Source organism: Neorhodopirellula pilleata (genome assembly GCF_007859915.1).
Taxonomy (GTDB): Bacteria; Planctomycetota; Planctomycetia; order Pirellulales; family Pirellulaceae; genus Rhodopirellula; species Rhodopirellula pilleata.
Genome location: NZ_SJPM01000007.1, coordinates 202,165 through 225,465, shown reverse-complemented (window position 1 = coordinate 225,465; position 23,301 = coordinate 202,165). Strand labels below are relative to the sequence as shown.

The following is a 23,301-nucleotide window of genomic DNA, read 5'->3' as shown; positions in this document are numbered from 1 at the left end:
ACTGATCGGAGATATTTCACATACCCATTCTCCGGTACCATGCAACGCAAGTCCGTCGCCCTGTTGATCGAGACATCCAACGGCTACTGTCGCGGGCTGCTCGAAGGCGTGATCGCTTACACCAAAGAATGCGGAAATTGGTCGGTTCATCTGACCGAACAGGAACGCGGTGCGCCGCCTCCGCCGTGGCTAAAAAATTGGGCAGGCGACGGGATCATCGCCCGAATTGAAACCGACGACATCGGTCGCCAACTTCGCGAGTTTCAAGTTCCGATCGTGGACCTCAGTGCTGCCCGTCACGTCAAAGGCGTGCCATGGGCCGACACGGAGGACCGTGCGATCTCGCAACTCGCGGTCGACCATTTCGTCGAGCGAGGTTATCGTCGGCTCGCGTTTTGTGGCGATGCCGGCTTTGCTTGGTCGCGCAAGCGCGGAGATCATTTCTGCGGCTTGGCCGAGTCGGCGGGATGCGAAACGTTTCGACTCGATTCGATCGGTCGTTACGACGAAACCTATGACTTGGCGAGAGAACGTCGCGAACTGATCGATTGGATCCGAATACTCCCGCGACCGATCGCCATCATGGGTTGTTATGATTTCAAAGCGCAGCAGATCCTCGACGTTTGCCGTCAATTGGACATCGCCGTGCCCGCCGAAGTTGCGGTACTGGGAGTTGACGATGATCGATTGATCTGTGAGTTATGCGAACCAACTCTATCGAGTGTGATTCCCGATACTTGTCGCACTGGCTACGAGGCGGCCGACCTGCTCAACCGAATGATGTCGGGCGAACGTGTTTCAACCGAGCAACCGCTGCTAACCCAACCATTGGGCATTCGTGTTCGAGAGTCGACCGATATCCTGGCGATTGATGATCCGGAAATCGCCAAGGCCTTGCAATACATCCGGCGTCATGCGACGGCCAACATCCGCGTCGCGGACGTGTTGCGAAACGTTTCGTTGTCTCGTCGGGCGTTGGAACACCGTTTCAAGAAGTGGCTTTCGCGGACGCCGCACGAGGAAATTCAGCGTGTCCGCATCAACCGCATCAAAGAGTTATTGCAAGAAACCGAACTGACAATCCATCAAATCGCCGAACGCACCGGTTTCGAATACGTCGAGTACATGACGGCGGCCTTCAAACGCGAAACCGGCACCACGCCGACCGATTATCGCAAACGCTAAAACAGCCCTCCCACTTCGGCCATGATCGCGTCAATGACATCGTCATCAAAGCTGTCTTCTTCCGAGTTGGCGTTCGCTTCGGCAACGAACATCGACAAGGGTTCCGCCGCGACATCCAGAATCGCGTTTTCGGCGTTGAGATGGTTGATGACGATCAACGCATCGAGCGGCGTGGTTTGACCATCTCCACTAACGTCCGTCGCGATTCCCAGATCCAACACCAAGGTGGTTCCCCCGAGCGGTTCGGATTGACCGGCAGCGGGCTGACTCGCTTCTTGTGCATTCAACTCGTTGATAATGTTCAAGGCATCGACCGCCGTGATGACACGATCCCCGTTTACATCCATCCGGGTCAACATCGCTGAAGGCGAGAATCGGGCTTCCGCCGTAACGCTGGGGTCAATGAAGACGTCTCGCTTGTCTAATCCCAATCGAATCAACGTCGTGCCACCCGCGTTACTTCCGCTGGTTCCGGAGCGATTGGCGAGGACCAGCCCTTCGTTGCCCGATCCTTCAAGATCCCCGAACGCTACGTCGACGACCGAACCGGCCAAATAGTTCGAATGTCCACTCGGAAGCGAACCGCTACCGTCGCCAAGCAACACATCAATTTCCCCAGGCTTGAGGGTTGCCTGGACTGGGGTTTGGTCACGGTCGTAAACGACGTTTTCAGAACGCACGACGACAACGTCATCATTGAAATCGCCGTCGAAGTCACCCACATGAACCCGGCTCGTGCCTGGCTGGAGCTGAACGGATTCCAAGATTCCTAGCGATCCGCCGTCGTTGCCAACCACAAGCAAGCGACCGCTCTGATCCAGAACAATCAACTCGTCGCGTGAGACGGAACCAGACACGCCACTTCCGACGAAATCACCGCTCAACAAATTGCCGCTGGCGAGGCTGGAGAGTTTTCCGGCGACCGAGAAGACCGGACCGCGATCGAACCTCGCGGCAAGATCAACCGATGACGATGCAACGATGTCAATCGTGGTCGGGTCTTTTCCGAAGAAGATTTGCACCGTGCCCGGCGCGTTCCCATAGCCTCGGCTGCCGAGCGCCAGATCGAGGAACAAGTCATCATTGAAATAGCCCGTTTCGACTTGGACGGGGTCTTCACCCGTGGCGAGCAATTGAGATTCCGGCTGACTGCTGAGTTTGATCCAGAACTCGTCGGAACGGAATGCCGCCGAGACATAGTCCGGTTCGTTGTCGCCGTCAAAGTCGTTGACCAACACGTCGATCGGTCCGTCACCCATATTCGGGATTTCGAATGGGATCAATCCGTCGAAACCGAACACCGCTCCGAATCCTGGACGCACACTGCTTCCGCTATTGCTTCCGCTGCTCCCGTTGTCGACGAGGATCGTCCCACCGCCCACCGTGGCGACGGCGAGATGAGTTTGAGGAATCGAGGTAGCATTGCTAGGATCCGAGGGTGCGGTCCAAGCATCGATCGCGTGAGGCCGTCCGGTTAGCGAAACGCGTTGAGGGACACCATCGACACCGCCTGACGTCGAAGGATAAACGAGCAACTCTTCGCCGCGGTCATTCACCGCGAGCAAATCATCGATCCCGTCCCGATCGAGGTCGACGACGATGATGTCGCGAACCAAATCGCCCAAGCTGATCGACGTCGGCACATCCACCAACTCACCGGGCAATCCGCAGCTTTGCGGGATCATCAACACTACACGTGCGTCGCCGGAGGACAACTGATCGAAAGCGTAGTTGCCCGATGAATCGGTAGAAGTTCGCGGTTCATCGTCGTCAAGCAGACCGTTTCGGTTGATGTCAACGAAGACCGTTGCCAGTCCCACTCCCTCGCCCTGATCGTCTTGGCCATTCTGGTTGGCATCGCAGAACACTTGACCAGACAAACTGGCGTCAGACGGCGAACCACCAAATGTGGTTGTTGTGGAGTAGTCGGCGAATCCACCGGCGGGAATGGTTAGTACCCTCCGCATCGCGTTGACGACATCGTACTCCGATCCCCGATCGACGAATCCATCTTGATTGGAATCGTTGCGAACAGCATTGTTGAGCGGGTCGCCGCTTTGCACGATGGGGCGGACGATTCCAAACTCGTCTACGGTAAATCGATCTTGCTCAAACGTGGTTCCGCCGTCATCGTTGATCCCGACGAAGGTCTGAGAGTCCAATTCAGGCCCGCCTCGATCCTTAACAAACAAAGTTAAATTGTCATTAGAGTCACGAGTAAAACCACCTCCGTCTGCGAAGACGCCATCGGCTGTGTCGGCATGAAGAAGCCTGACGAGATCGACGGTAATCGGCGAAGATGTCGGATTGGATACCCGATAGGTCTGATTCAAGAGCGACCCAGATCGTTCTCCACTGACCGCAGTGGTGGGAAGGACTTCCTGCGTCAATTCGATATCCAATCCTTCGACGCTTAAACGACTTATTGCGACATTCGAAGTCGCTGTGAACATAGTGACTTGACTTTGGCTCGCCGAATCATTGAACAAAACACGATTTCCCGAGGTTCCGATCCGGAGCCCGATGGTGGATTCAAAAATGACGGAGCGATTACCGGCGGAACCAATCGGATCAAACTGTTCAAAAAGTCCCGATAGACTGCCGAAGTTACCGAACCCGTCCAATTCAATCGTGAGGTCGCCGTCGCCCGAACCGGTCGTTAAAGTTACAAAACGAGGAACTAGGTCGATTGAAGCTGTCGCCAAGTTATTGAGGAACGGATCTTGGCTTGGATTGGTCGGGTCACTGCTTACTTCGACTTCAAAACCACGGACGTTCACTTGGCTGCTAACAGAACTCGAGACATCAATGCCGATATCGAAGTGCACCTCGTAATTGGACAACGCTCCTGCGTCCAACGTATCAATGGTAAACGTCGCAGCGGGCCGCACCTCACCACTGGGCAAGGTAACCGTTGTGGCCATCGTTGAAATCGGAGATCCCGCTTGAGTGATTTGATTAAGCGTCAAGCCGGGCGGAATGATTTGTGTCACCACCACGTTCGTCGCTGTTAGCGGACCAAGGTTCTCAACGATCAGCGTCGTTCTCGCATTTCCGCCGGGAGTGAGATCCGACGCCCCGACCACCAGACTTGTGTCGATTCGCAGGTCGTTGGTTGGTAATACGCCGAAGTCGACGGTACTGTTGATATTCGTGTCGGTTCCGTCAACGCTCACGTCCGGTTCGCCGCCGGGACTCAAGTCGATCACGGAACTGACTAATCCGATGCCGGGAACGAGCGAGGCATCGTTTTGATCAGGAAGATCCGGATTGCTAGCCTGAATCGAACTACTGATGAAGCCGAACAGAGGCCCATTCGTATTGAGTTGATTTTCATCCACCACAACGACATAAGAACCCGAGGCGAGCGGATTCCCCTGGTCGTCCTGGTCGAATAGGTAGCTACCGGTGGAGCTACTCGTCGAAGCGATCAGGGTATCGACGCTTGCTCCCTGGAATCCGATCGCGGGGTCTGCCACGCGATACAACGAGAAAACAATCGGGTTGTTGCCGACGGAGAAATTCAATTCACCGCTGTCTCGGATTCCGTTATTTTGGCTTGCGATATCGGCTAGTACTTCACCAGCATTGTCGACGAAGATGTTTCCGCCAATGCCCAGTGCGGTGTCATTATCGGTGATTCGGACGACGTCATTGTAAGCGTAAGTCGTAATGGGCGATGCCGGAGATACCAAGTAAAAAATGAACTCATCGCCTTCAACAAGCTGATCTTCCAAAAGACTGACAGTCACAAACTGAAGTTGGTCCGTCCCGGCGGAAAAGTTCAGCGTCGTATCCGTTGCGTTGTAGTCCACACCTCGCGTAGCCGGATTCAAGTTGCTGCCGATCAACGAATCAGTGAATTGAACTTGCAAGGCGTACGGTTCGGGGACGATCCTGTCTAACCCCAAACCAAACGTTACCGTCCCGTCGCCCTCGTTTGCCGATGCAAATGGGAGGACGTATTCGGCGACCTCGAGGGCTCCCACATCCGCGTTGGGTGAACCGATACCGACGCGTGGAACGTTGCGGGCGTCCGTCGAAACATTGAATACAGGAACTCGGTCGATTACCTCATCGGTAAGCACATAAGCGCGAGTGCGAACAGGACCGCCGTTGTCCGCGAGCGGCAACAGGGTTGTGTCGAACGAGACGATGTCTGTCGGATCATCGAGTCCGGGCGGGGTCGAGTTGTTGACGTTGTAGCCGAGCGAATTGAACGTGAATCCGCCGCGGAAGACTCCGATCCCGTCGGCGAACAACGTCGCGAACATGTCGATGGAATTGCCTTCCGCATCGATGTTCGAATTGAATGATGGATCGACATTGCTGGCGAAGGTTGAGAACGCGATGCGGCTGTTGGCCGCGAACGAGCCGAAGTTTTGGTAGAAGAGACCGCCCCCGCTTCCGCCGAGTGACTCGTTGTCGGTGACCGTGACGTTGGTGAAATCGATGTTGGCGTCGATCGCTCCGATGCCACCTCCATCGGCCCCGGCGATGTTGTTGTTGACGGTCACGCGGTTAAGCGTCAACGAGGGGGCGAAGGTCGTTCCTTGCAAACCGATGCCGCCAGCGAGGCCGTTGGCTTCATTGAAGGAGATGTTCGTGTCCGTCACGCTCAGATCAATGCCACCGGCCACGATGCCACCGCCGCTCGATTCGGCGACGTTGTTCCGTACATCGCTGCTGAGGATCGAGAGACTTCCCCCGTTGCTGTCGCCGGTCGCGGCGATCCCGCCACCGAGTCCACCTTGGCCTGCGATGAGGTCTGCGCGATTGAGTTCGATCAATGAATTCGAGATCGTCAGATTCGGATTCACCAAGGCAATCCCACCGCCCGCCGGTGCGTTATTATTACGGATTTCGACTCCGTCGATCGTAATCGCCGGTGAGCTAGTCGAGTCCACCGCAGTGATCACGATCGCACCGCCACCTTCGGCCGATAACACGCCACCACCGACCGTATTGTTCGCGTACTCACCCCCACTGATCGAGCCAGCGTTGTCGACGATCTCCAATCCACCGCCGCCGGAGTTGGCGGTATTGCCGGTAAAGTCGGTGTCGGTGATCGAGAAGGCTGGACTGCCAGCGCCACCGCCAAGTAAATAAACGCCTCCGCCTCCGCTATCGCTACCGTTGGCCACGTTCGATGAAATGGTCGAATTGAAAAGGATCAACGCCGCTCCATCCGCATACACACCGCCTCCGCTTTCACCCGCCGCGTTCCCACTAATCGTGGAATCCTGGATCGATAACGATCCGCCGGACACGAAGATGCCGCCTCCATTTGTGGATGCCATGTTTCCTAAAATGGTCGAACCCGTAATCGCGAGAGTGCTTCCAAAGTCCGAGTTAATCCCGCCGCCTTGACCGTCCGCAAAGGTGTTCACCGTCTGGCCACCGGTCACCATGAGTTGGCTCAGGCTCAGACTGCCACCACCGAGCACGTCCAATACCCGATCGCCGAAACCGGGGGTGGTAATGTTCCCGTTGATGTCAAACCGTACCCCACCGTCGATGATGGTGTTGGTCGGTCCGTTACCCTGGATCACTATCTCGGTTGTGATGTCTAAGTCGCCTGTTGCCGCAGCGTCTTCGCCCGTTCCGCCGATCGTTAGAACAATCGGCACTCCGTTGAGTGAGGGGGCGAACGTGATAATGTTGAGCCCCGGATCGGAGTTGGCCGCGATGATAGCCTCTCGCAGCGACGTGCCCGTACCGGTTCCGGGATCGAATGTCCCGTCGTTCTCGTCCGTCGCGGTGGTCACAAGAATTGTCGCGGGAATGGAGATCACTTCGGTCAGCACAACGTCGTTGCCATCGCCACCGACGTAACTGATCGCGAAGTTCAATCCATTGATTGCAATCAACGCACCCTCGGGAAGTCCGGCGAACGTGCCGACAATCGCATCGGGTGCGTCGTTTTGAATCAATGTCAATGATTGGTTGGGACTCGAGGCGATCATGCCACTGAGATTCAACGTGGCGTCATTGAGTTCGAGTTGGCCGCCGCCTAGTTTGATCAACTGGTCTTGGTTGGTTCCTACCGCGGTTCCGTTGACTTGCATCGTCAGCGTGCTCGATGGGTCGAAGCTTAGGTTTTCAGAGATCGTCAAGACACCGAAATCTGGGTCAAGGCTGCCGGTATATTCCCCGATCGTTAGCTCGCCGGTGACGTTGACTCCGTCGCCACTGAGCAGAGTTTGCGCGAACTGGGAGTTCGAGGTGCCGATACGTCCCGCGTTAGCGGTGACATTGATGACGCCATTGGAGGCCACCACATTCAAAGCAGGGGCGTCCAAGCTCATCGCAAACCCACCCGCTCCGGCGGTTCCGATCAAATCAATCGAACCGGTTGACTGATTGACGATGTCCACGTCACCGGTGACCGAGATACCATCATTTGCAGTGCCGGTACCACTACTGAACCCGCTGACGAGAATGCTTCCCAGGTTGGCATTGATTCGAGTCAGTCCACCTGCGTCTGACTCTAACCTCACACCGTGGTTGAAATCGGTGCCGTCGCCACCCACACCATCCACGGTAACGTTGCCATCGCTGGTGTCGCGAATTTGCCCCGGAGCAATTCGAACGCCAAAATTACTCAAGCCGGTACCCGCTCCAGTCCCGCTGACCGTGACGCCACCGCCATTCGAAAACACGTCAGAATTACCACGGATATGCACGCCGACGTTTCCGTCCAACCCTGCGCCCGCAACCCCTCCTAACTGGACGAAACCACCACCACTCGCGCCGATGGAGGTCTCATTGACAAGCAAGCCAATCTGGCCTGACGTCGTTCCATCGCTGGAGCCGTTCGCGGTCAAGTTGATATCTCCGGTGCCCATCGTTTCGATGGAGCTGCTATCAATTGAGATGCCGGTGAAGTTGTCCGAGGCGTTGGCACCGGAGCCGCCGTTGATCATGACGGTTCCGTCCTGAGTCACGATGATCGCACTGTTGAGCGAGATGTTTCGGCTGGCTTGCAGCGTCACATTCCCGGTTTGACCGATCCCAGTCGCCAATGAGGTGTCGATTCGTGCGTTTTGTTGGATATCGATCACACCGGCATTGATCGTCAGGTCGCCGGAGGAACTCAACGACTGACCGAGGCGAAGGTTGGCATCGAATACGACGGTGTCCTCGCTGGTATTGATATCGATCGACGCCCCAAAGTTGACATCGAGCGAGTCGAAGTCGATCACATCGTCACCGAAGAGCGAATTGATTCTCAGCGAGCCGGTCGGGTTGAGGAATGATACCGACTCACCAAGTGTTGAGTCGATGCGATTGCTACCAGCGGCGAAAACTTCGTCGCTCAGCGTGATCGTTTCATCGCCTCCCAAAAAGTTGAACTCTCGATCGACCACGTCGAGGCTGTCGACGATGGGTTCCAAGCCGACGTAGCTGATCAGCCCGCCGTCGATATCGACCGAACCGTCGTTGGCATTGAGGAAAGAGTGCGTGACGGTTGTCGCACTGCCGCCGGTGATCACCATCGAGTCGTTGCCACCGACGCCTCCATTGAACGTCAAACTGCCCGCCGGCAATGGATTGCCGTTCGTGTAATCAATCGTCAAGACGTCATCTCCGTCGGTGCCGTTGATGACCATAAAAGCCAGTACTCCGGTGAACTGCGAAAAAACGGTTTGGCCATCAATGACCACTTCCGTGTTGGGGCCATTGACGAACAGACCGATGTCGTTCGCATTCGCGTCAGCTTCGATTGTCACGTCGAACACGTTCACGAAATTTACCGTCTCGAAATTGGTCGGTGTGAATGCCGCCATACCGGCGATCGAGAACGACGTTGGACTGATCGTCAGAGGATTGTTCTGCGTATTCAGATTGAGGATGTCCGCAGGGGAATTGATCGGATCACCACCATCGATCTGAAATTGAGCGTTCAAGCCTCCCGAGACATTGACAGTGTCAAGACCGTCAAGCGTCGCGAGTCGAAATGTACCGACTGTGTTGTCGATCGTCGTGGAAGAAACGCCATCGGAAATCAACGTCGCCGTCACGTCAAAAACATCGTCGCCCGTGGTGCCCAACTGGGAGACGTCCGCGTCGACGTTGCCGGAAAACGTGTTGGAAAGAATCGTCGCGTCGACTCCATTGATCAACGCCAAACCATACCGGTTGTTGTTCATTACCTCCGTACCCGAAATACTGACCACGCCACCGTCGCTGAGCAATCCACCACCGGAACCGCCAGCGGCGTTGGCGCTATTTTGGTTCAAGAACGCATCGGTCAATTGGAGGCTACCGCCGATGTTGAAAATGCCACCGCCGCCCTGATCGTTGCCAAAGTTGTTCGCCGCATTCGCCCTGTTTTCAACAACTCTAGTACCGTCAATGGTCATGATGCCATCGCCGTTCCACAAACCACCGCCTTCCTCGCCAGCCATATTATTTTGAATGAAACCGCCGTTGATCGTCGTTTGGCTTGAAGCACCCGTGGCGTGCAAGCCGCCGCCATTGATCGGCGTCGTGTTGCCGTCCGCCGGAGCGATCCCGCCGAGGGTCACGTTATTGAGCGTAACGTTGCCGTTGTCGTTCTCGATCCCACCGCCACTCGATCCGGCTTGGTTACCGCTGATGGTCGTATTGGAAACGATCAGCGTGCCTTGAAAGTTGTAGATGCCACCGCCGCGTCCCGGTGTGGCGTTGTTTGAGATGGTGCTATTGGTGACCGTGAGATCGGCACCTTCATTGTAGACACCGCCGCCTGAGGTGATGGTGGTGACCCGGTTGTCGACAATCGTGACCGAATCGATCGTCGCGGTCGTGGTCGTGCCGGACGTGGAGTTGGTTATATAAATACCACCGCCCCGAGGCGATTGGTTGTCCGCGATCGTGCCGCCGGTAATGCCGACGGTCTCCATCTCCGTGATCCGCAAGCCGCGGTTGTTTTGATTCGTGTCGATGTCGACGTTGTTCATGATCAATTGATCCGCCGCTCCGTCACCTCCATCGATGATCAGCCCGGCGGTGTTGCCCGCGTCGAGTGTGTTGACGGTAATCGTGTCGTCGCCGTCACCGGCAAGAATCGTTAGCGAGAAAGCCGGATTGGCGAATGAAACCGATTCACCGAGAGATGAGTCGATCAGACTACGACCGATTGCGTTGGCATCGTCACCCAACGTGATCGTTTCAGCTCCACCCAAGAATTCAAAGGTTCGGTCGGCCGCGCTCAGGTTATCGATGATCGGTTCCAAGCCCACGTAGCTGATCAAGCGAGAATCGATATCCACGGTGCCGTCGTTGGCATTGAGGAACGAGTGCCTAACGGTCGTCGCATTGCCACCGACGAATTCCATCGAATCGTTGCCACCAACGCCGCCATTGAAAGCGATGCCGCGGGCTGGGATGGGATTGCCTCCGGTGAAGTCGATGGTTAACACGTCGTTGCCGCCACTAAGATCAACGGCGATCTCTTGGAAGCTCGAATTCAACACGGTCCCAAACGCATTTCCGTTTCGGACGACGCCCAATCCAGTCGGGCCGGCGATCAATTCGATTTGTTCGTCCGCACCGTCGCCGAGGATCGTCAAGGTGTCGGATTGCGTCAGCGTCACGTCGTTGCCGTCACCACCGACGTAGCTGATGTTGAAGATCAAACCGTTGATCAGAGCACTGGCTCCCTCGGGTAGTCCGGCGAAGACACCATTGACCGGCGCGATCCCATTGTTGGCGATGATCGTGACCGATTGCCCAAGATTGGACGCAATGTTCCCCGTTAGATTCAATGCTGCATTGCCGAGGTTTACCCCACCGGTCACGAGAAGCTGATCGTGATCGGATCCGGCACTCAAACCATCGACGTTGATACTCAACGTATCGGCACCGCCGAGTTGCAGATCACCCGAAATGGGAAAGAAGCCGGACGCAGCGACTCCATTGATCTGGCCACCAATGTCTGTCGTCCCGCCCAGACGGATGTTGCTGGCCGATACAAGGTCGCTGACGGGAGCATCCAACGCGGGCGTGCTGAGTTGGCCGTTCGTGGCTGACGCGATGAAGTCGCCGCCGGTCGCGATGAATCCGCTTGGCCGTTCGGTTAGCATCGCAATGGCCGTACCGGCGGGGTCGCTGGTCGTTCCGTTGAGCGAGATGTTGCCGCTTCCGGTTGAAGATAGTCTCGCATCAAATTGGAGCACGACGCCGCGATTGTTGGAAACGCCCTGACCACTTTGGCCGGTCAATGTGATGCTACCGTTGCCGCTGTTGCCAATGCTGGAACCAAAGTTGACCAATACGCCGTCGTTGGAGTCACCTGTACCACTGCCCGCACCGGTGAGGCTGATGTTGCCATCGGCGGCAGCGACGGTACTGAAGTCGATGATCAATCCGTCGTTGTTCGCTCCGCCTGCTTGAGAAGTGCCGTTGATCGTGATCGTGCCGGTTGACAATTCACGAACCGCCGAATTGATAACGGCAACTCCGTGGTTGTTGTTGCCGCTGCCACGACCGGTTCCCTCGATCAAAACACCACCACCGGAGGATTGTACTGTTGCCAAAGATTCCTCGATCGCGACACCGCGATTGTCGTCGGTACCGAGGCCGCTGATTCCGGTGATGGACACCAATCCAGTTGAGGTGTCTTCCAGCGTCGTGTCGAATAACGACACGCCATGATTGAACGTCGTTGTACCGTTGCTGGTTCCGGACACGGTGACGCCACCGCCGGCCGAGCGAATCACGTTGCCAAAACCGGATGTAGCAACGCCATAATTGAACGAGGTCCCTGATTCGTTGATGCCGGTGAGCGAAATCGAACCGGTACCGATCGCGTTGATCATTGGTCGGGATCGAACCGAGATGCCGTTGTTGTTCTGGCCACTGCCGCGCCCGGTTCCAACCAACGAGATGTTGCCATTCAGAGCGGTTATCGAGGTTAAATTGTCTTCCAAGACGATACCGGAATTCGAATTGATCCCGACGCCACTTGTCCCTGTCAGAAGAATGTTGCCGTCACCACCGCTCGCGATGGTGGCACCGGAGATCATGCGAATGCCGTCATGATCAATTCCCGTTCCTGCTCCCGTTCCCACGACAGTGATGGGACCATTCAACGTGTTGATCGATGCCGCGTTTACTAAAACCCCGACGCCGCTACCGTTGATGCCGGCGGTTGCGGTTCCGGTCATACTGATCGATCCGTCAAGGGAATTGATCGAAGCGTTTGAGCTGATGACGACCCCGTCGCCGCCTCCCGCCGCATCACCAGCACCTCGAATGGACACACTGCCGCCGCCGGTATCGATCGAACCACCGATACTCACCCCCGCCAAACGGTTCAACGTTCCGCGGGCGGGCGTCGACAACGGATCTGCTCCTCCGCCGAACACCACGTCGCCGCTGTTTGTGTCGATGGCGACTCCTGAGAATATCTCGATGTTGCCTCCACCGGTTCCGTCGCGATCAGCGTTGAAGGTCAGGTCGACTTGACCGCTGACGACATCCAAACCGCCCGTGTCGACAATGATGCTGCCGGCGGCGTTGAAGCGCAAGCTGACTCGGTCAGATCCGTTCGGATTGATGATCTGCTGAAACAAGATGTCACCCGTATTAGTCGAACCGGGTTCGTCGGTTTCAATTACCACGTTGAAACCGGATTCGAGCAACCCTGTTATGTCGCTGACGCTGACCGACATTTGGGGTAGATCGTCAGGGGTGCCAAGGACGTTATCAACGCCAGCGGTCGTCGGGCGAAAGGTGACGGTCAGTCCCGAGACATCTTCAGAGTAGGAACCCGGGTCCCCATTCAGTCCGATCATCACATCGGTGGCCAACAACCGCCGACTTTCGAGCGACTCGAGCTTTAAGCGTCTCTTCTCGCCCGATCGGCGTGGGCGATCCGAACGCTTTCGCGTGGATCGGCGACCAGGCTCAAGGACGTTATTGGAAAGAATCGGTCGACAAAACGGGGGACGGAGGGGCATCGAGACGTCCTGGGTGAGTGAATCGAAAAGATTCAACAATAACGGCAGTAATGGTCGGGCAATTGATCCCCCCGAGTAAAGTCTGACGGACCACCAAAAGCAAGCGTCGGAACGCCCACGCCGCCGAAACCCAGCCCAATTCCCCTTAGCTGGCCTCAAATTTGGATTCTCGACGGTCATGAGCGAAACGTCAGGCGGGCTGTCGAGCAAAATCTCGCCGCCTCGTTGGGAAGCCGCTACAATGAAAAGCGAACGGTCGAACGAACAGAATCAGTGGCAAGACAAGAAAATCCGCATGAGCCAATCACTACGATTGACCGCCGACGAATATGGCGAAATGGTTCAGAAAGGTGCGTTTGATCACCTGCACGGAAAGATTGAACTGATCCGAGGGGAGATCCGCTGCATGAATCCTGCAGGCCCGATTCATGATGACTTCATTCTCTATCTGACAAATTGGTCGTTCACAACAACGGCCCAACGCTCGATTCAAGTCGCTGTGCAAATCGGCCTCGGTCTGCCGGAATTCGACAGTCGCCCCGAGCCCGATGTCTATTGGGTCCGAGCGGCGCGTTATCGTGAACGCCATCCGTCGGCCGCCGACGTGAAGTTGGTGATCGAGATCGCGGACAGTTCGTTGAAGGCCGACTTGATCGAGAAGGTCGACTTATACGCCAAAGCAATGATCGTCGAGTGCTGGGTCGTCGACCTCCAGGGACAGTGCGTCCATGTTTTTCGCAAGCCCGAGAACGGTCGATTCAACGACCGCAGTGTGGCAAAAGCCGGTGAGTCCCTCTCGCCGCTTGAACCTTGCAACGTTCCTCTGGATTTGGCCGACCTGTTCGGTCCTTAACGGCGGTGAACTCTCGGTCCTGAATCGCGTGGCAAAGTTTGCCGGTTTTGACGGTTCAGGTAAGACGGCGATACGTGCGGCTTGGTCGGGTTGAATTGGATATCGGGGTCGCCGGAGGGCGATGTTGAGGGACAACGGATTGTTTCGTTTTTTCCCGCCCCGCATTTTCGGTAAGACTCATGCCACAATCAACACATCACTTTCGCTCACGGATGTTGTGGATGGGTTTGGTGTTCGCTGCACTGACGGCGGCGACATTGCAGGCCGAATCTCATACCGCAATTCATTCCGAGTGCGACGCGGCGTGGTGCGGTGACGGCCATTGCGACAACGGCCATTGCAACGAATGTGGCGAGTGTGAGCACTGTTATGGTGTCGATCGTGACCCGGGTCACCCCAAGAAACCGTGCCGGACGATGCCGGGGGATCGCGACCGTGGCGATTGCCCGCCGGTGCGATACCGCATGGATCAAGACAAGCGGGCGGGGCATGCCGATGAAGTCGCGCCGTGGGCGATTTGCGGACGCCCGAACACGTTTTGTGGGAACTACACGGCTTGGTTCGTCGGTGGCGGCGCGGCGTTTTCAAAGATCCCACAATTGCCGATCCCACTATTTTCTCGAGGACGCCCCCGGGAGGCGAATGGTTGCGGCCAGTTCGGCGAAGGCACTTGGGGATTGGATTACGAAGGACTCGCCGGTCATTCCAAGGTTTGGTTGCAATACACGCAAGGAAGACGACAAGGCGGCGAAGGGGCTTACAAGACCGACGGCGAACCGAAGCTGATCGCCAAGATCAAAGAGACGCTGCATCATTGACTGTTTTAATCGAACTTAGCATCGCGTGAACATTAAGTGGTGGCGACTTTCAGTCGCCAAACCCTGAAACGTCGACTGAAAGTCGACGCCACGTTAAGAATCCATCACTTAACGTTCACGCGATGCTTAGTGGATCTTTGACAAGATCCACTACCCTAAAAACACGAGGCTGGTAGTACCGCGTCGGAACGGAAATCGTTTAGAATGCGGGGGTCAACCGCCTCCCCTCATTTTGTCAATCGCCATGATCCTTCGCCGAGGTTTTGAATTCGCCCCCGGCTATCGGTTACAAGAGTACATCGGCAAGGGCCAGTTCGGTGAAGTTTGGCGAGCGTCCGGGCCGGGCGGCGTGACGCTCGCGGCGAAGTTCATCAACCTCGAGGACAGTTCAGGGCAAAAAGAATACACAGCGATCAAACGCATCAAGTCGATCCGGCAAGCCAACCTGATGCAGATCACCGGCATCTGGCAATTGGATTACGAAGGTGTCGTACTTCCCGAACCGCCCGACGAGTTAGAGGAAACTCTCACCAACCTCGATCTGGATTCGATCGATGCCCATTCGGGATTCGTGACCAATCCCGGCCCGAAGGCGTCGTTGCTGGTCGTCGGAATGTTGCTCGGTGACGTGAGTTTGGAAAAGTATGTTCCCAAACGAAACGATCCCAACCCGCCCGCACCCGTCGCGCCGGGTGACTTGTTGCGATACATGGAAGGCACCGCCCGCGGTTTGGATTTCCTCAACGCACCCAAACACGATTTCGGTTCCGGTTTGGTCTCGTTGCAACACTGCGATATCAAGCCGGCCAACATCGTGTTGATCGGCGACTCCGCGGTAATCTGTGACTTCGGATTGGCGCGCGTGCTCAAACGCAGCGAAGCGACCATGACCGCCGCTGCCGGAACGCCCGCCTACATGTCGCCCGAGGCGATCAACGGCAAACCGTCTTGCAATAGCGATCAATACTCACTCGCGGTGACGTACTACCACCTGCGAACCGGTCGCTTGCCGTTGGAGGACGGAAGTGTTCACAAAGTATTGCAAACGCACCTTTCGGGTACGTTGAACTTCAGTCGCGTGCCAGTGATTGAGCGAGAGATATTGGAACGTGCCACGCATAAAGATTGGCGGGAACGTTACCCCAGCAACTCGGCCTTCGTCGACGCGATCCGCGTTGCCCTGACCGAGCAAGGTTTGAACACGGTGGGAGAGGGCGCGGGGCCGGCTTACGGTGGCGTTGCGGTCAAGCCGAAGCGACAATCCGATGGTTCGGGCCCGATCGGCTTGGACACGCTCGACAGTGAAGACCTGACCGACGCGTTTGTGCAACAGTCCAAAGGTGGCTCGCCGATCATCACCAGTTCCTCGATCGCCAAGACCGACGATCAAATGCCGGGGCAAGTTGCCACTGAGTTTTTGGGCCGCCCCAATCATCGCGGACCTAGCGGCGACGTCGACGACACATTCAACTTCGGATCCCAACTCGACGCCGCCCAAGCGGCCGCCAAACCGCAATCGCAATCGTACGGATTGCTTCCCGAATCGCTCGGTTCGGATGCCGTGGAATTGGCAAAGAAACCGACCGATCAAGCGCCCCGGCCAACAACATGGCGAAAGCCAGGATGGTGGGTGGGCGGCGGGATCGCGGGGCTGGCAATCTTGGCATTGACGTTGCCTTTCCTCGGCGGCAATTCGCAGCAGCAACCCGATACTCCAGGGACGATACCCGACATCGGTGAAGTCGATTCCGGGACCGGGGAAACAAACCCCTTCGAACAATCGAAGTCGCTGATCGCCGCCGATTCACTGACCCCAGAGCAACGGCTACAAGCGATCGGACTGTTTCGTGAGGCCACAAAAGCCGATCCAAAATGGTTGACCGTTCAACCCGAACTATCACTCGACCAACACGGCGGCGAAATCGAATGGCTAAAGCCGATCGGATCACCGATGGGATATCTGACGACCGGTTATGACTCGGACGTTCGATGGTGGACGTGGGCGGCCGATGGAACTGAACCAGCCCAAACGATAGCTGGCATTTCATCTACCGCCATGACGCTTCGCTCGACCGTGATCGCCAAGGCGGACAACAACATTGCCTTTCCTCAAAGCGTGCTATTGTCGGGCAACAAAAGGAGCTTGATCGTCGGAGCTCGCGATCGGGTTTCGATTTGGGAATTAAGCCCGTTGAAATCAACCGGGTTCGATGCGTTCCCCGTGCCTCATGCGGCAAGTTGGTCTTTCGACGCAGAAGTCTTGACACTCACCGCCCATCCCGAACGATCCGACCGGATCGTTGTTTCGCTCGACGATAAAGCGGCCATCGTCGTCGACACCGCGAAAACCGTTTCGTCCGAAGCCATCATCGCGTCGACGGACTTGTTAGACGTGGCGGCGGAGATTCGTTTTGTCGGATCGGGAGATCATTTGGTGGTCCGCCAAGAGGGCGGTGATGTCGTGGTCTACGATTGGGACGAATTCGAATCGAACCGCCGCGACCAATCCAGCGCCAAGGCGACCCATACGGGAATCGCGAGGTCTTGGGTCATCGAAGTGCCTCCGGTGCTTCCGAGTGGTTCATCCATGTCGGCGAACTTGTTTTGCGAGGGCAATGACAGCGGGATCGTTTCGGTTCATCAGGTGTTCGGAGACGAGCCACAAGTCGAGCGTGTTTTTGTCGATGACGATTCGCTCCAACACGGGATCACCACGATGACATCGATCTGGAAAGGTGCCGACTCGTTGATGTTGGCCAGTGGTACCGAGCAAGGTGCGGTTGCCGTGCACGTGATCGAGCGACGTGATGCGGATCGATCCGCCGGGGTGACCTTTCCACTGCGTGCCGCGTCGACGAAGCCCCTTTCGATGACCGACGAATCGAACAACGTCGGATCTCCGGTTCGCTGCCTTGCGTTCTCAAGCGATGGCGATTGGCTCGCCGCAGGCGTCGGGAACGAAGTCTGGGTAGCTTGCTTGTCTGACATCGAACCGAAGATGGCGGTGTTTCCGATGATCGGCGAAAGTATCGACAGCCTGTTGATCGACACCGATCACGACCGGCTTGTCGCGGGATGTGGTGACGGCAGCTTGGTCACACTGGATTGGTCGCATTGCCGTTTACGAGCCGTCGCCGGGCCCGTTCGCGTGGACGTGCCCGAAACGACACCAAAAGTTACGCCACCGAGCGGGAAGTTGGCTTGGCGTTAGCCACAGAGCGAAAGCTCGCGATTACCAGCAAAAACCGGACGCTATCGGGCTGTTGATTGAATCGTAACCCGCTGCGTAAGCGAGGGATCATTGATATTGGCTCATCCCTTGCTTACGCAGCGGGTTACGAAAAACCAATACCACAGGCAAAAGTGTAACTTCAAAACAGTCGCGTTCGGGCTAACTAAGAGCCTTTGGAGAACACGCGTTTGAGTTCGTCGAGACTCGTCAGGCCTCGGGCGACCGACAGAACCGCTTCGGCTTGGATGCTGCGGTGGCCTTCGGCTTTGGCGATCGAGAATAGCTGGCTGGCGTCGCTCGTCTTCGCCATGGCTGCTTTGAACTGCGGCCCCGGTCGTAGCAATTCGAACACGCCGATGCGCCCAAAGTAACCTCGACCGCCACAGACATGACACGGCGTGATCGGTGCCGGGCGGCCTTGTTCGTCGACTTGTTGTTCGATTGGTGGTGGGATGAAGGGCGCGAACAGCACCGGCACGCGGCCGGCAGGAATGCCCAACTGGGCAAGCAATTGCGGAGGCGGTTCGAAACCGACTTTGCAATTTTCACACAACCGACGTACTAAGCGTTGATGGATCACCGCGGTGGTCTTGTCGATGATCATTTTTCGACAATCCGGATAACGTTGGGCGAACGACAAGAATGCCGCGATGGGGCTGTCCGCCGCCATGCGGTGGATGACCTGGCGGTCTTCTTCGATCACCTTTTCCAAACAAACTTTCAGGGATTCGGCTTCAGGTGGGTTCGGGAACATCAACACGTCGGGCTCGCGGAGCACCATGCGGTTGACGACTTCGAGTTCGGTCTTGCCGGTGTCGCCGCCGTAGAGGTTGGGTGAGATGTTGATGATCTCGGGTTCAGGCGACTCGGCCGGTTCGAACGATTGAAAGTCTCGCACCAAACGATCAGCCGCGTTGATCGCGACGTTCCATAGGGTTGTGACGCCTTCGCCTTTTTTGGCCGTGATCAAGACGACGTTGCCTTCGCCGTTGAGCTGTTCTTTGAATTGCTCGATCATCTTGTCCCGCATCCCGAGGTCGGACAGATTACCGAATGGCAGCTTCTCGGCTTCGATTCGACAGATCACGCGTTCGCCGGTGGGAACGCCCTGGGATTGAATCGAGAGATCAAATTTGTCTTTTTTGATTTTGAACCCAAGCACGCCCTTTTGCGCGCCGCGTCGATCGGCGGGGTTCATCAATGAGAGTTGTTTAAGCGCGTATAACATCGCATCGCCGGTTTCGCGATCGAGCGGCGGCAATTGCTCCCAGTTTCCGTCGATCTGATATCGAATCGCACAGGCGTTTTGCGAAAAGTCCATCAAGATGTGCGTCGCCCGCGATTGGATCGCGTGAGCGAGTTGGCCACCGGCGATCAAGTATCCTGGTCCCTGCCGGGTACTGATCAACAGCGCCTGCGCCTCGGAGCGTTCCTTAATCTTGGGAACGTACTCGACGGGCGCGACGGTTTGCCACAATTGAATTTCAGCGGGTGCTTCAGCCATGAGGTGTTTCGGGTTGTCGGAATAGAGACTGTTTCGAAAAGGGGTCTGACCCTCTCCGGCGAGACAAAAATTCAATGAGACCGACTCGCCCAAAGGGTCAGACCCCTTTTCGAAACAATCTTAGATAATGCCGGGAGCTTTCACGTCGATGCCCTTCAGGGCCATCTTCAATGCGTCTTTGTTGGGTGCGACGGCGAAAGCGGTCGGGCGATCGATCAAGTCGTCATCAATCAGTTTTTGCAAGCTCATCGTAAAGTCTTGCATCCCGTCTTCGGCACCGATGCGGATCGCGTCGGGTAGCTTGTTGTCATGACCCTCCAGGACCAACTTGCGGATCATCGGACTGAACGTCATCACTTCGCACGTCGGCACGCGTGAAACGCCCGGACGAATGCTCTTGAGCAATTTCTGCGCGACGATGCCCTTCATGTTGAACGCGATCGCGCTGCGGATCGCACGGTGCATCTCTTCGGGGAACAAGTCCAAGATCCGTCCGATGCACGTCGACGCGCTCGCGGCGTGAATCGTACCGAACACGAGGTGCCCGGTTTCGGCGGCGTGAATCGCCGTCATGAACGTTTCTTCATCACGAAGCTCGCCGACGAGAATGATGTCGGGGTCTTCCCGCACGGCGTGTTTCATCCCGATCGAAAAGTTCGCGACGTCCTGGCCGATCTCACGCTGATTGATCAGTGATTTGTCTTCGGTGAAGATGAACTCGATCGGGTCTTCGAGGGTCAGGATGTGCTTGCGATAGATGCTGTTGATGTAATTGAGCATCGAACCGATCGTCGTACTCTTGCCCGAACCCGTCACGCCGGCGAGCAGCACCATGCCCTGTTCGTAGTGGCACAGCTGTTCGATCGATTCGGGCAAGAACAGGCCGCGAAAGTCGGGAATGAAGTTGCTGATCCGGCGGGCGACCAGACCGATATTGCCCAGCGACTTGAGCATGTTGATCCGGAAACGCCAGCGGGTCCCGTCGACGTCACAGGCGTACGAAAAGTCGGCCCCGCCCTCTTCCTCGAAAATGATCAGGTTTCGCTCGTCCATCATCGGCAACAGCAATCGGACCATCTCTTCGGCATCGATCGGGCCGCGATTGAGAGGTTTGAGTTCACCGCGAACCCGCACCATCGGCGGTTGCCCGACTTTCATGTGAAGGTCCGAACCCTCCAGTTTCACCAGGGCACGAAAAATCTTGTCGACTTCGAGTTCCTTCTTCTCTTGCAGAAGTGAACTCTTGAGTCGGGCCGCGACCGCATCGGCCGACATATCTCGGCCCGGCGCGGAAGAAGCTGCTTTAGCGGGTTTGCCGTGAGACATGGATCGTGTGACTGGAGAAAAGGTATTGAGCTGCGAGATCGGGGCGGATTCGAGACGAGCAGCCCAGACGAGTTGTCAATAGCTTACTCGATTCGGAAAGATTGTCGATTCACGAGAGCTGATTGGCCAAGATGATCAGCCGGTAAAAGCCGAGCGAGAACCCCAAAAGCAGCCCCACAATGGCGATGTAGGGGGTTTGATTGCCAGCCCACTGGTCAATGGCATAACCTAACCCGCCCAAAATCAACGAGAAACTCGCTAATTCAAACCCGGCCGATGCCAGTCGCATCATTAAACGCCGCTGTTGGAAGGAATCCTGACCACCCTCCCACTTCTTGCCTTCTTCGCGGGGCTTTGAGCCTCTCGGGCTTTTGAAGTCGTTTGGGCCGTCGGTATCAGGGGGGGAGGGGTTGGGATCGTTCTGTGGGGAGGTCATCAAAAGGATTCCGTTTGGAATGATTGAGAAAATCGCTGGACTAGGTAAGACGCGACGAACGTAGCGAAAAAGGCCAGCGTGTGTCGTGTTTTCATGCCGAAGTTGGTCAAATTGTCAACCCGGCCCTAGAACGAAGAGGGGTCCCTTGTCATAATGACTTGGCTGCGAATTCCCCCTTTAATCGATTTTTTCGGGACAACCCCAAATTTTGCCCCCGATTTTGGGTGTTTCAAGCACCATTGAACAGACGCAACCGATTCTCACACGCCGTGACGTCGTTTTTACGTGGAGCCCATCATGATTACCAATGCCAACCTGAACTTACAGACACGTAAAGAGCTGGCCGAATTGGCCAAGAACTATGGCGTCGCCGGTTGGCACGCCATGAAGAAAGACGACTTGGTCAGCGAGATTCGGAAGGTCCAGCGTCGCTTGCGTCGCAAGGCGGCGACTGAATCAAAGCAGAAAGAATTAGTCGCGAAGAAAAAGGAAGAATCGGCCAAACCAAAGTCGACCACTTCCCAACCGGATAAAACCTCAACCAACCCCCGTCTTTCGGCCGCTTCGAGTTCCACCATTGCGTCCAGTCCCGCAGCCAAGCGAAGTCCTTCGTCGAGGCCGGCTTCTTCTCGGCATTCGGCTTCGCGTGCTCGAAATCGACGAACCCCTTCCCGCAACGATGCCCCCTTGCCGGAACTTTCCGAACCAAAAATTTCTGCGAAGACCTTGCAAATTCGTGCCGAAATGCGACGCCGCCGCGAGCTGATGCAGAAGCACAAGGATCTATCGACGAGCACGCTGGTCGCTGGATCTGCGGTCGCCGCCGGAGTCAACCGCCAACGTGTCGAAACACCGCACCGCGATCGAATCGTGTTGCTGGTGCGTGATTCCTATTGGTTACAAGCGAGCTGGGAAATTACTCAACAAAGCGTCCAAAGGGCTCAGTCGGCCCTGGCCGAACGATGGCACACCGCCGTTCCGACGTTGCGTTTGCTTGCCGTGGGTGACGTGGCGAGTAACCGGGCCGAAACCGTCTCTCGCGATATTTCCATCCACGGTGGCGTGAGCAATTGGTATATCGACGTCCAGGACCCGCCTTCGCGTTATCGGGTCGCGATCGGTTACTTGGCCGCCAACGGCGAGTTTCACTGCCTCTGTCGTAGCAACATCGTCGAAACTCCGGTTCCCGGGGATTGCGAGCGGCTCGACGAACACTGGGAAGATATCGCCGAAGACTACGAGCGCATCTATGCCCTCAGTGGTGGCCTGGAGTCCAGCAGCGGCGAACTTCGTGAAGCCTTCGAAGAAAAGTTGCAGCGACGCATGCCACAAGTCAACGAATCGGGCAGCATGACGGGCGACCCATCGTTGCTGCGTCAGATGAAACTCCGACTGGACGTCGACGCGGAGTTGATTATCTTCGGAAAAACCGATCCGACCGCCTCGGTCATGGTTTCCGGACACCCGGTGAAATTGCAAAGCGACGGTGCGTTCACGGTTCGAATGGAGTTGCCAGACAAACGTCAAGTGCTGCCCGTGACGGCCGAAACCCGAGACGGACTGCGCCAACGGACCACCGTCATCGCTGTTGAACGCAACACCAAAACGATGGACACGGTCGAACTTCACGAGAACAACTAGCGATTCATCCGAGTTGAGCTTGAGGTTTACGACGCAGCGAAAGTCGCCAAGACTTTCGGTGATCGGTAGCCCAACTCGCGACGTGCGGTTGATCTGGCGAGCCGACGGCGCTGGCAGGCTGTTGATTGAGTCCTCATCGTAACCCGCTGCGTAAGCGAGGGATCATTGATATTGACTCATTCCTTGCTTACGCATTTTGAAGTCGCGTAATGCAAACCAAAGAGGCGGGAACTCGCATTCAACCGGGCTCTCGTGCTCGTACTCAGCCCTCGGCGGTACTCGTACTTCGTGCTCGACGGTGTGTTTCGAGTTTGAGCACGAGTACCATTTCATTGAGGACGAGTACGCTTGACCCGCA

The 23,301-nt window shown here is 56.4% G+C and carries 9 protein-coding genes; 5 read left to right on the top strand and 4 right to left on the bottom strand.

The features are described 5' to 3' along the window. Nucleotides 1–39: 39 nt before the first annotated feature. Nucleotides 40–1,185 (top strand): AraC family transcriptional regulator, encoded by a 1,146-nt coding sequence (locus Pla100_RS17530; RefSeq protein WP_146578993.1) that lies wholly within the window; start codon nucleotides 40–42, stop codon nucleotides 1,183–1,185. Here Pla100_RS17530 and Pla100_RS17525 read toward each other — a convergent pair. Next, complete coding sequence (locus tag Pla100_RS17525; protein WP_146578992.1) at nucleotides 1,182–13,133, bottom strand: dockerin type I domain-containing protein; 11,952 nt, start codon at nucleotides 13,131–13,133, stop codon at nucleotides 1,182–1,184. The two genes, Pla100_RS17530 and Pla100_RS17525, sit on opposite strands and share 4 nt — an antisense overlap. A 178-nt stretch (nucleotides 13,134–13,311) precedes the next feature. Between Pla100_RS17525 and Pla100_RS17520 the strand changes: the two genes are divergently transcribed. From Pla100_RS17520 to Pla100_RS17510, 3 genes are all read left to right on the top strand, one after another. Further along, complete coding sequence (locus Pla100_RS17520) at nucleotides 13,312–13,986, top strand: Uma2 family endonuclease (RefSeq protein ID WP_231603163.1); 675 nt, start codon at nucleotides 13,312–13,314, stop codon at nucleotides 13,984–13,986. A gap of 179 nt (nucleotides 13,987–14,165) precedes the next feature. Then, nucleotides 14,166–14,804, top strand: a complete 639-nt coding sequence (locus tag Pla100_RS17515; protein ID WP_146578991.1) for a hypothetical protein — start codon at nucleotides 14,166–14,168, stop codon at nucleotides 14,802–14,804. Between the two features lie 244 nt (nucleotides 14,805–15,048). Then, nucleotides 15,049–18,015: a serine/threonine-protein kinase gene (locus tag Pla100_RS17510; protein ID WP_146578990.1), complete on the top strand. Its 2,967-nt coding sequence runs from the start codon at nucleotides 15,049–15,051 to the stop codon at nucleotides 18,013–18,015. 184 nt (nucleotides 18,016–18,199) lie between these two features. Here Pla100_RS17510 and Pla100_RS17505 read toward each other — a convergent pair whose 3' ends face one another. From Pla100_RS17505 to Pla100_RS17495, 3 genes are all read right to left on the bottom strand, one after another. Further along, nucleotides 18,200–19,540: an ATPase, T2SS/T4P/T4SS family gene (locus tag Pla100_RS17505; protein WP_146578989.1), complete on the bottom strand. Its 1,341-nt coding sequence runs from the start codon at nucleotides 19,538–19,540 to the stop codon at nucleotides 18,200–18,202. 120 nt (nucleotides 19,541–19,660) lie between these two features. Next, the gene (locus Pla100_RS17500; protein ID WP_146578988.1) at nucleotides 19,661–20,866 is read right to left on the bottom strand and encodes a type IV pilus twitching motility protein PilT; all 1,206 of its coding nucleotides are present in this window, start codon (nucleotides 20,864–20,866) and stop codon (nucleotides 19,661–19,663) included. A 109-nt stretch (nucleotides 20,867–20,975) separates the two neighbouring features. Then, on the bottom strand, nucleotides 20,976–21,302 hold the full coding sequence (locus Pla100_RS17495; RefSeq protein ID WP_146578987.1) for an AtpZ/AtpI family protein: 327 nt from the start codon (nucleotides 21,300–21,302) through the stop codon (nucleotides 20,976–20,978). Nucleotides 21,303–21,599: 297 nt separating this feature from the next. Here Pla100_RS17495 and Pla100_RS17490 point away from each other — a divergent pair, with 297 nt between their 5' ends. Beyond that, on the top strand, nucleotides 21,600–22,943 hold the full coding sequence (locus Pla100_RS17490; RefSeq protein WP_146578986.1) for a DUF4912 domain-containing protein: 1,344 nt from the start codon (nucleotides 21,600–21,602) through the stop codon (nucleotides 22,941–22,943). Nucleotides 22,944–23,301: the final 358 nt, after the last annotated feature.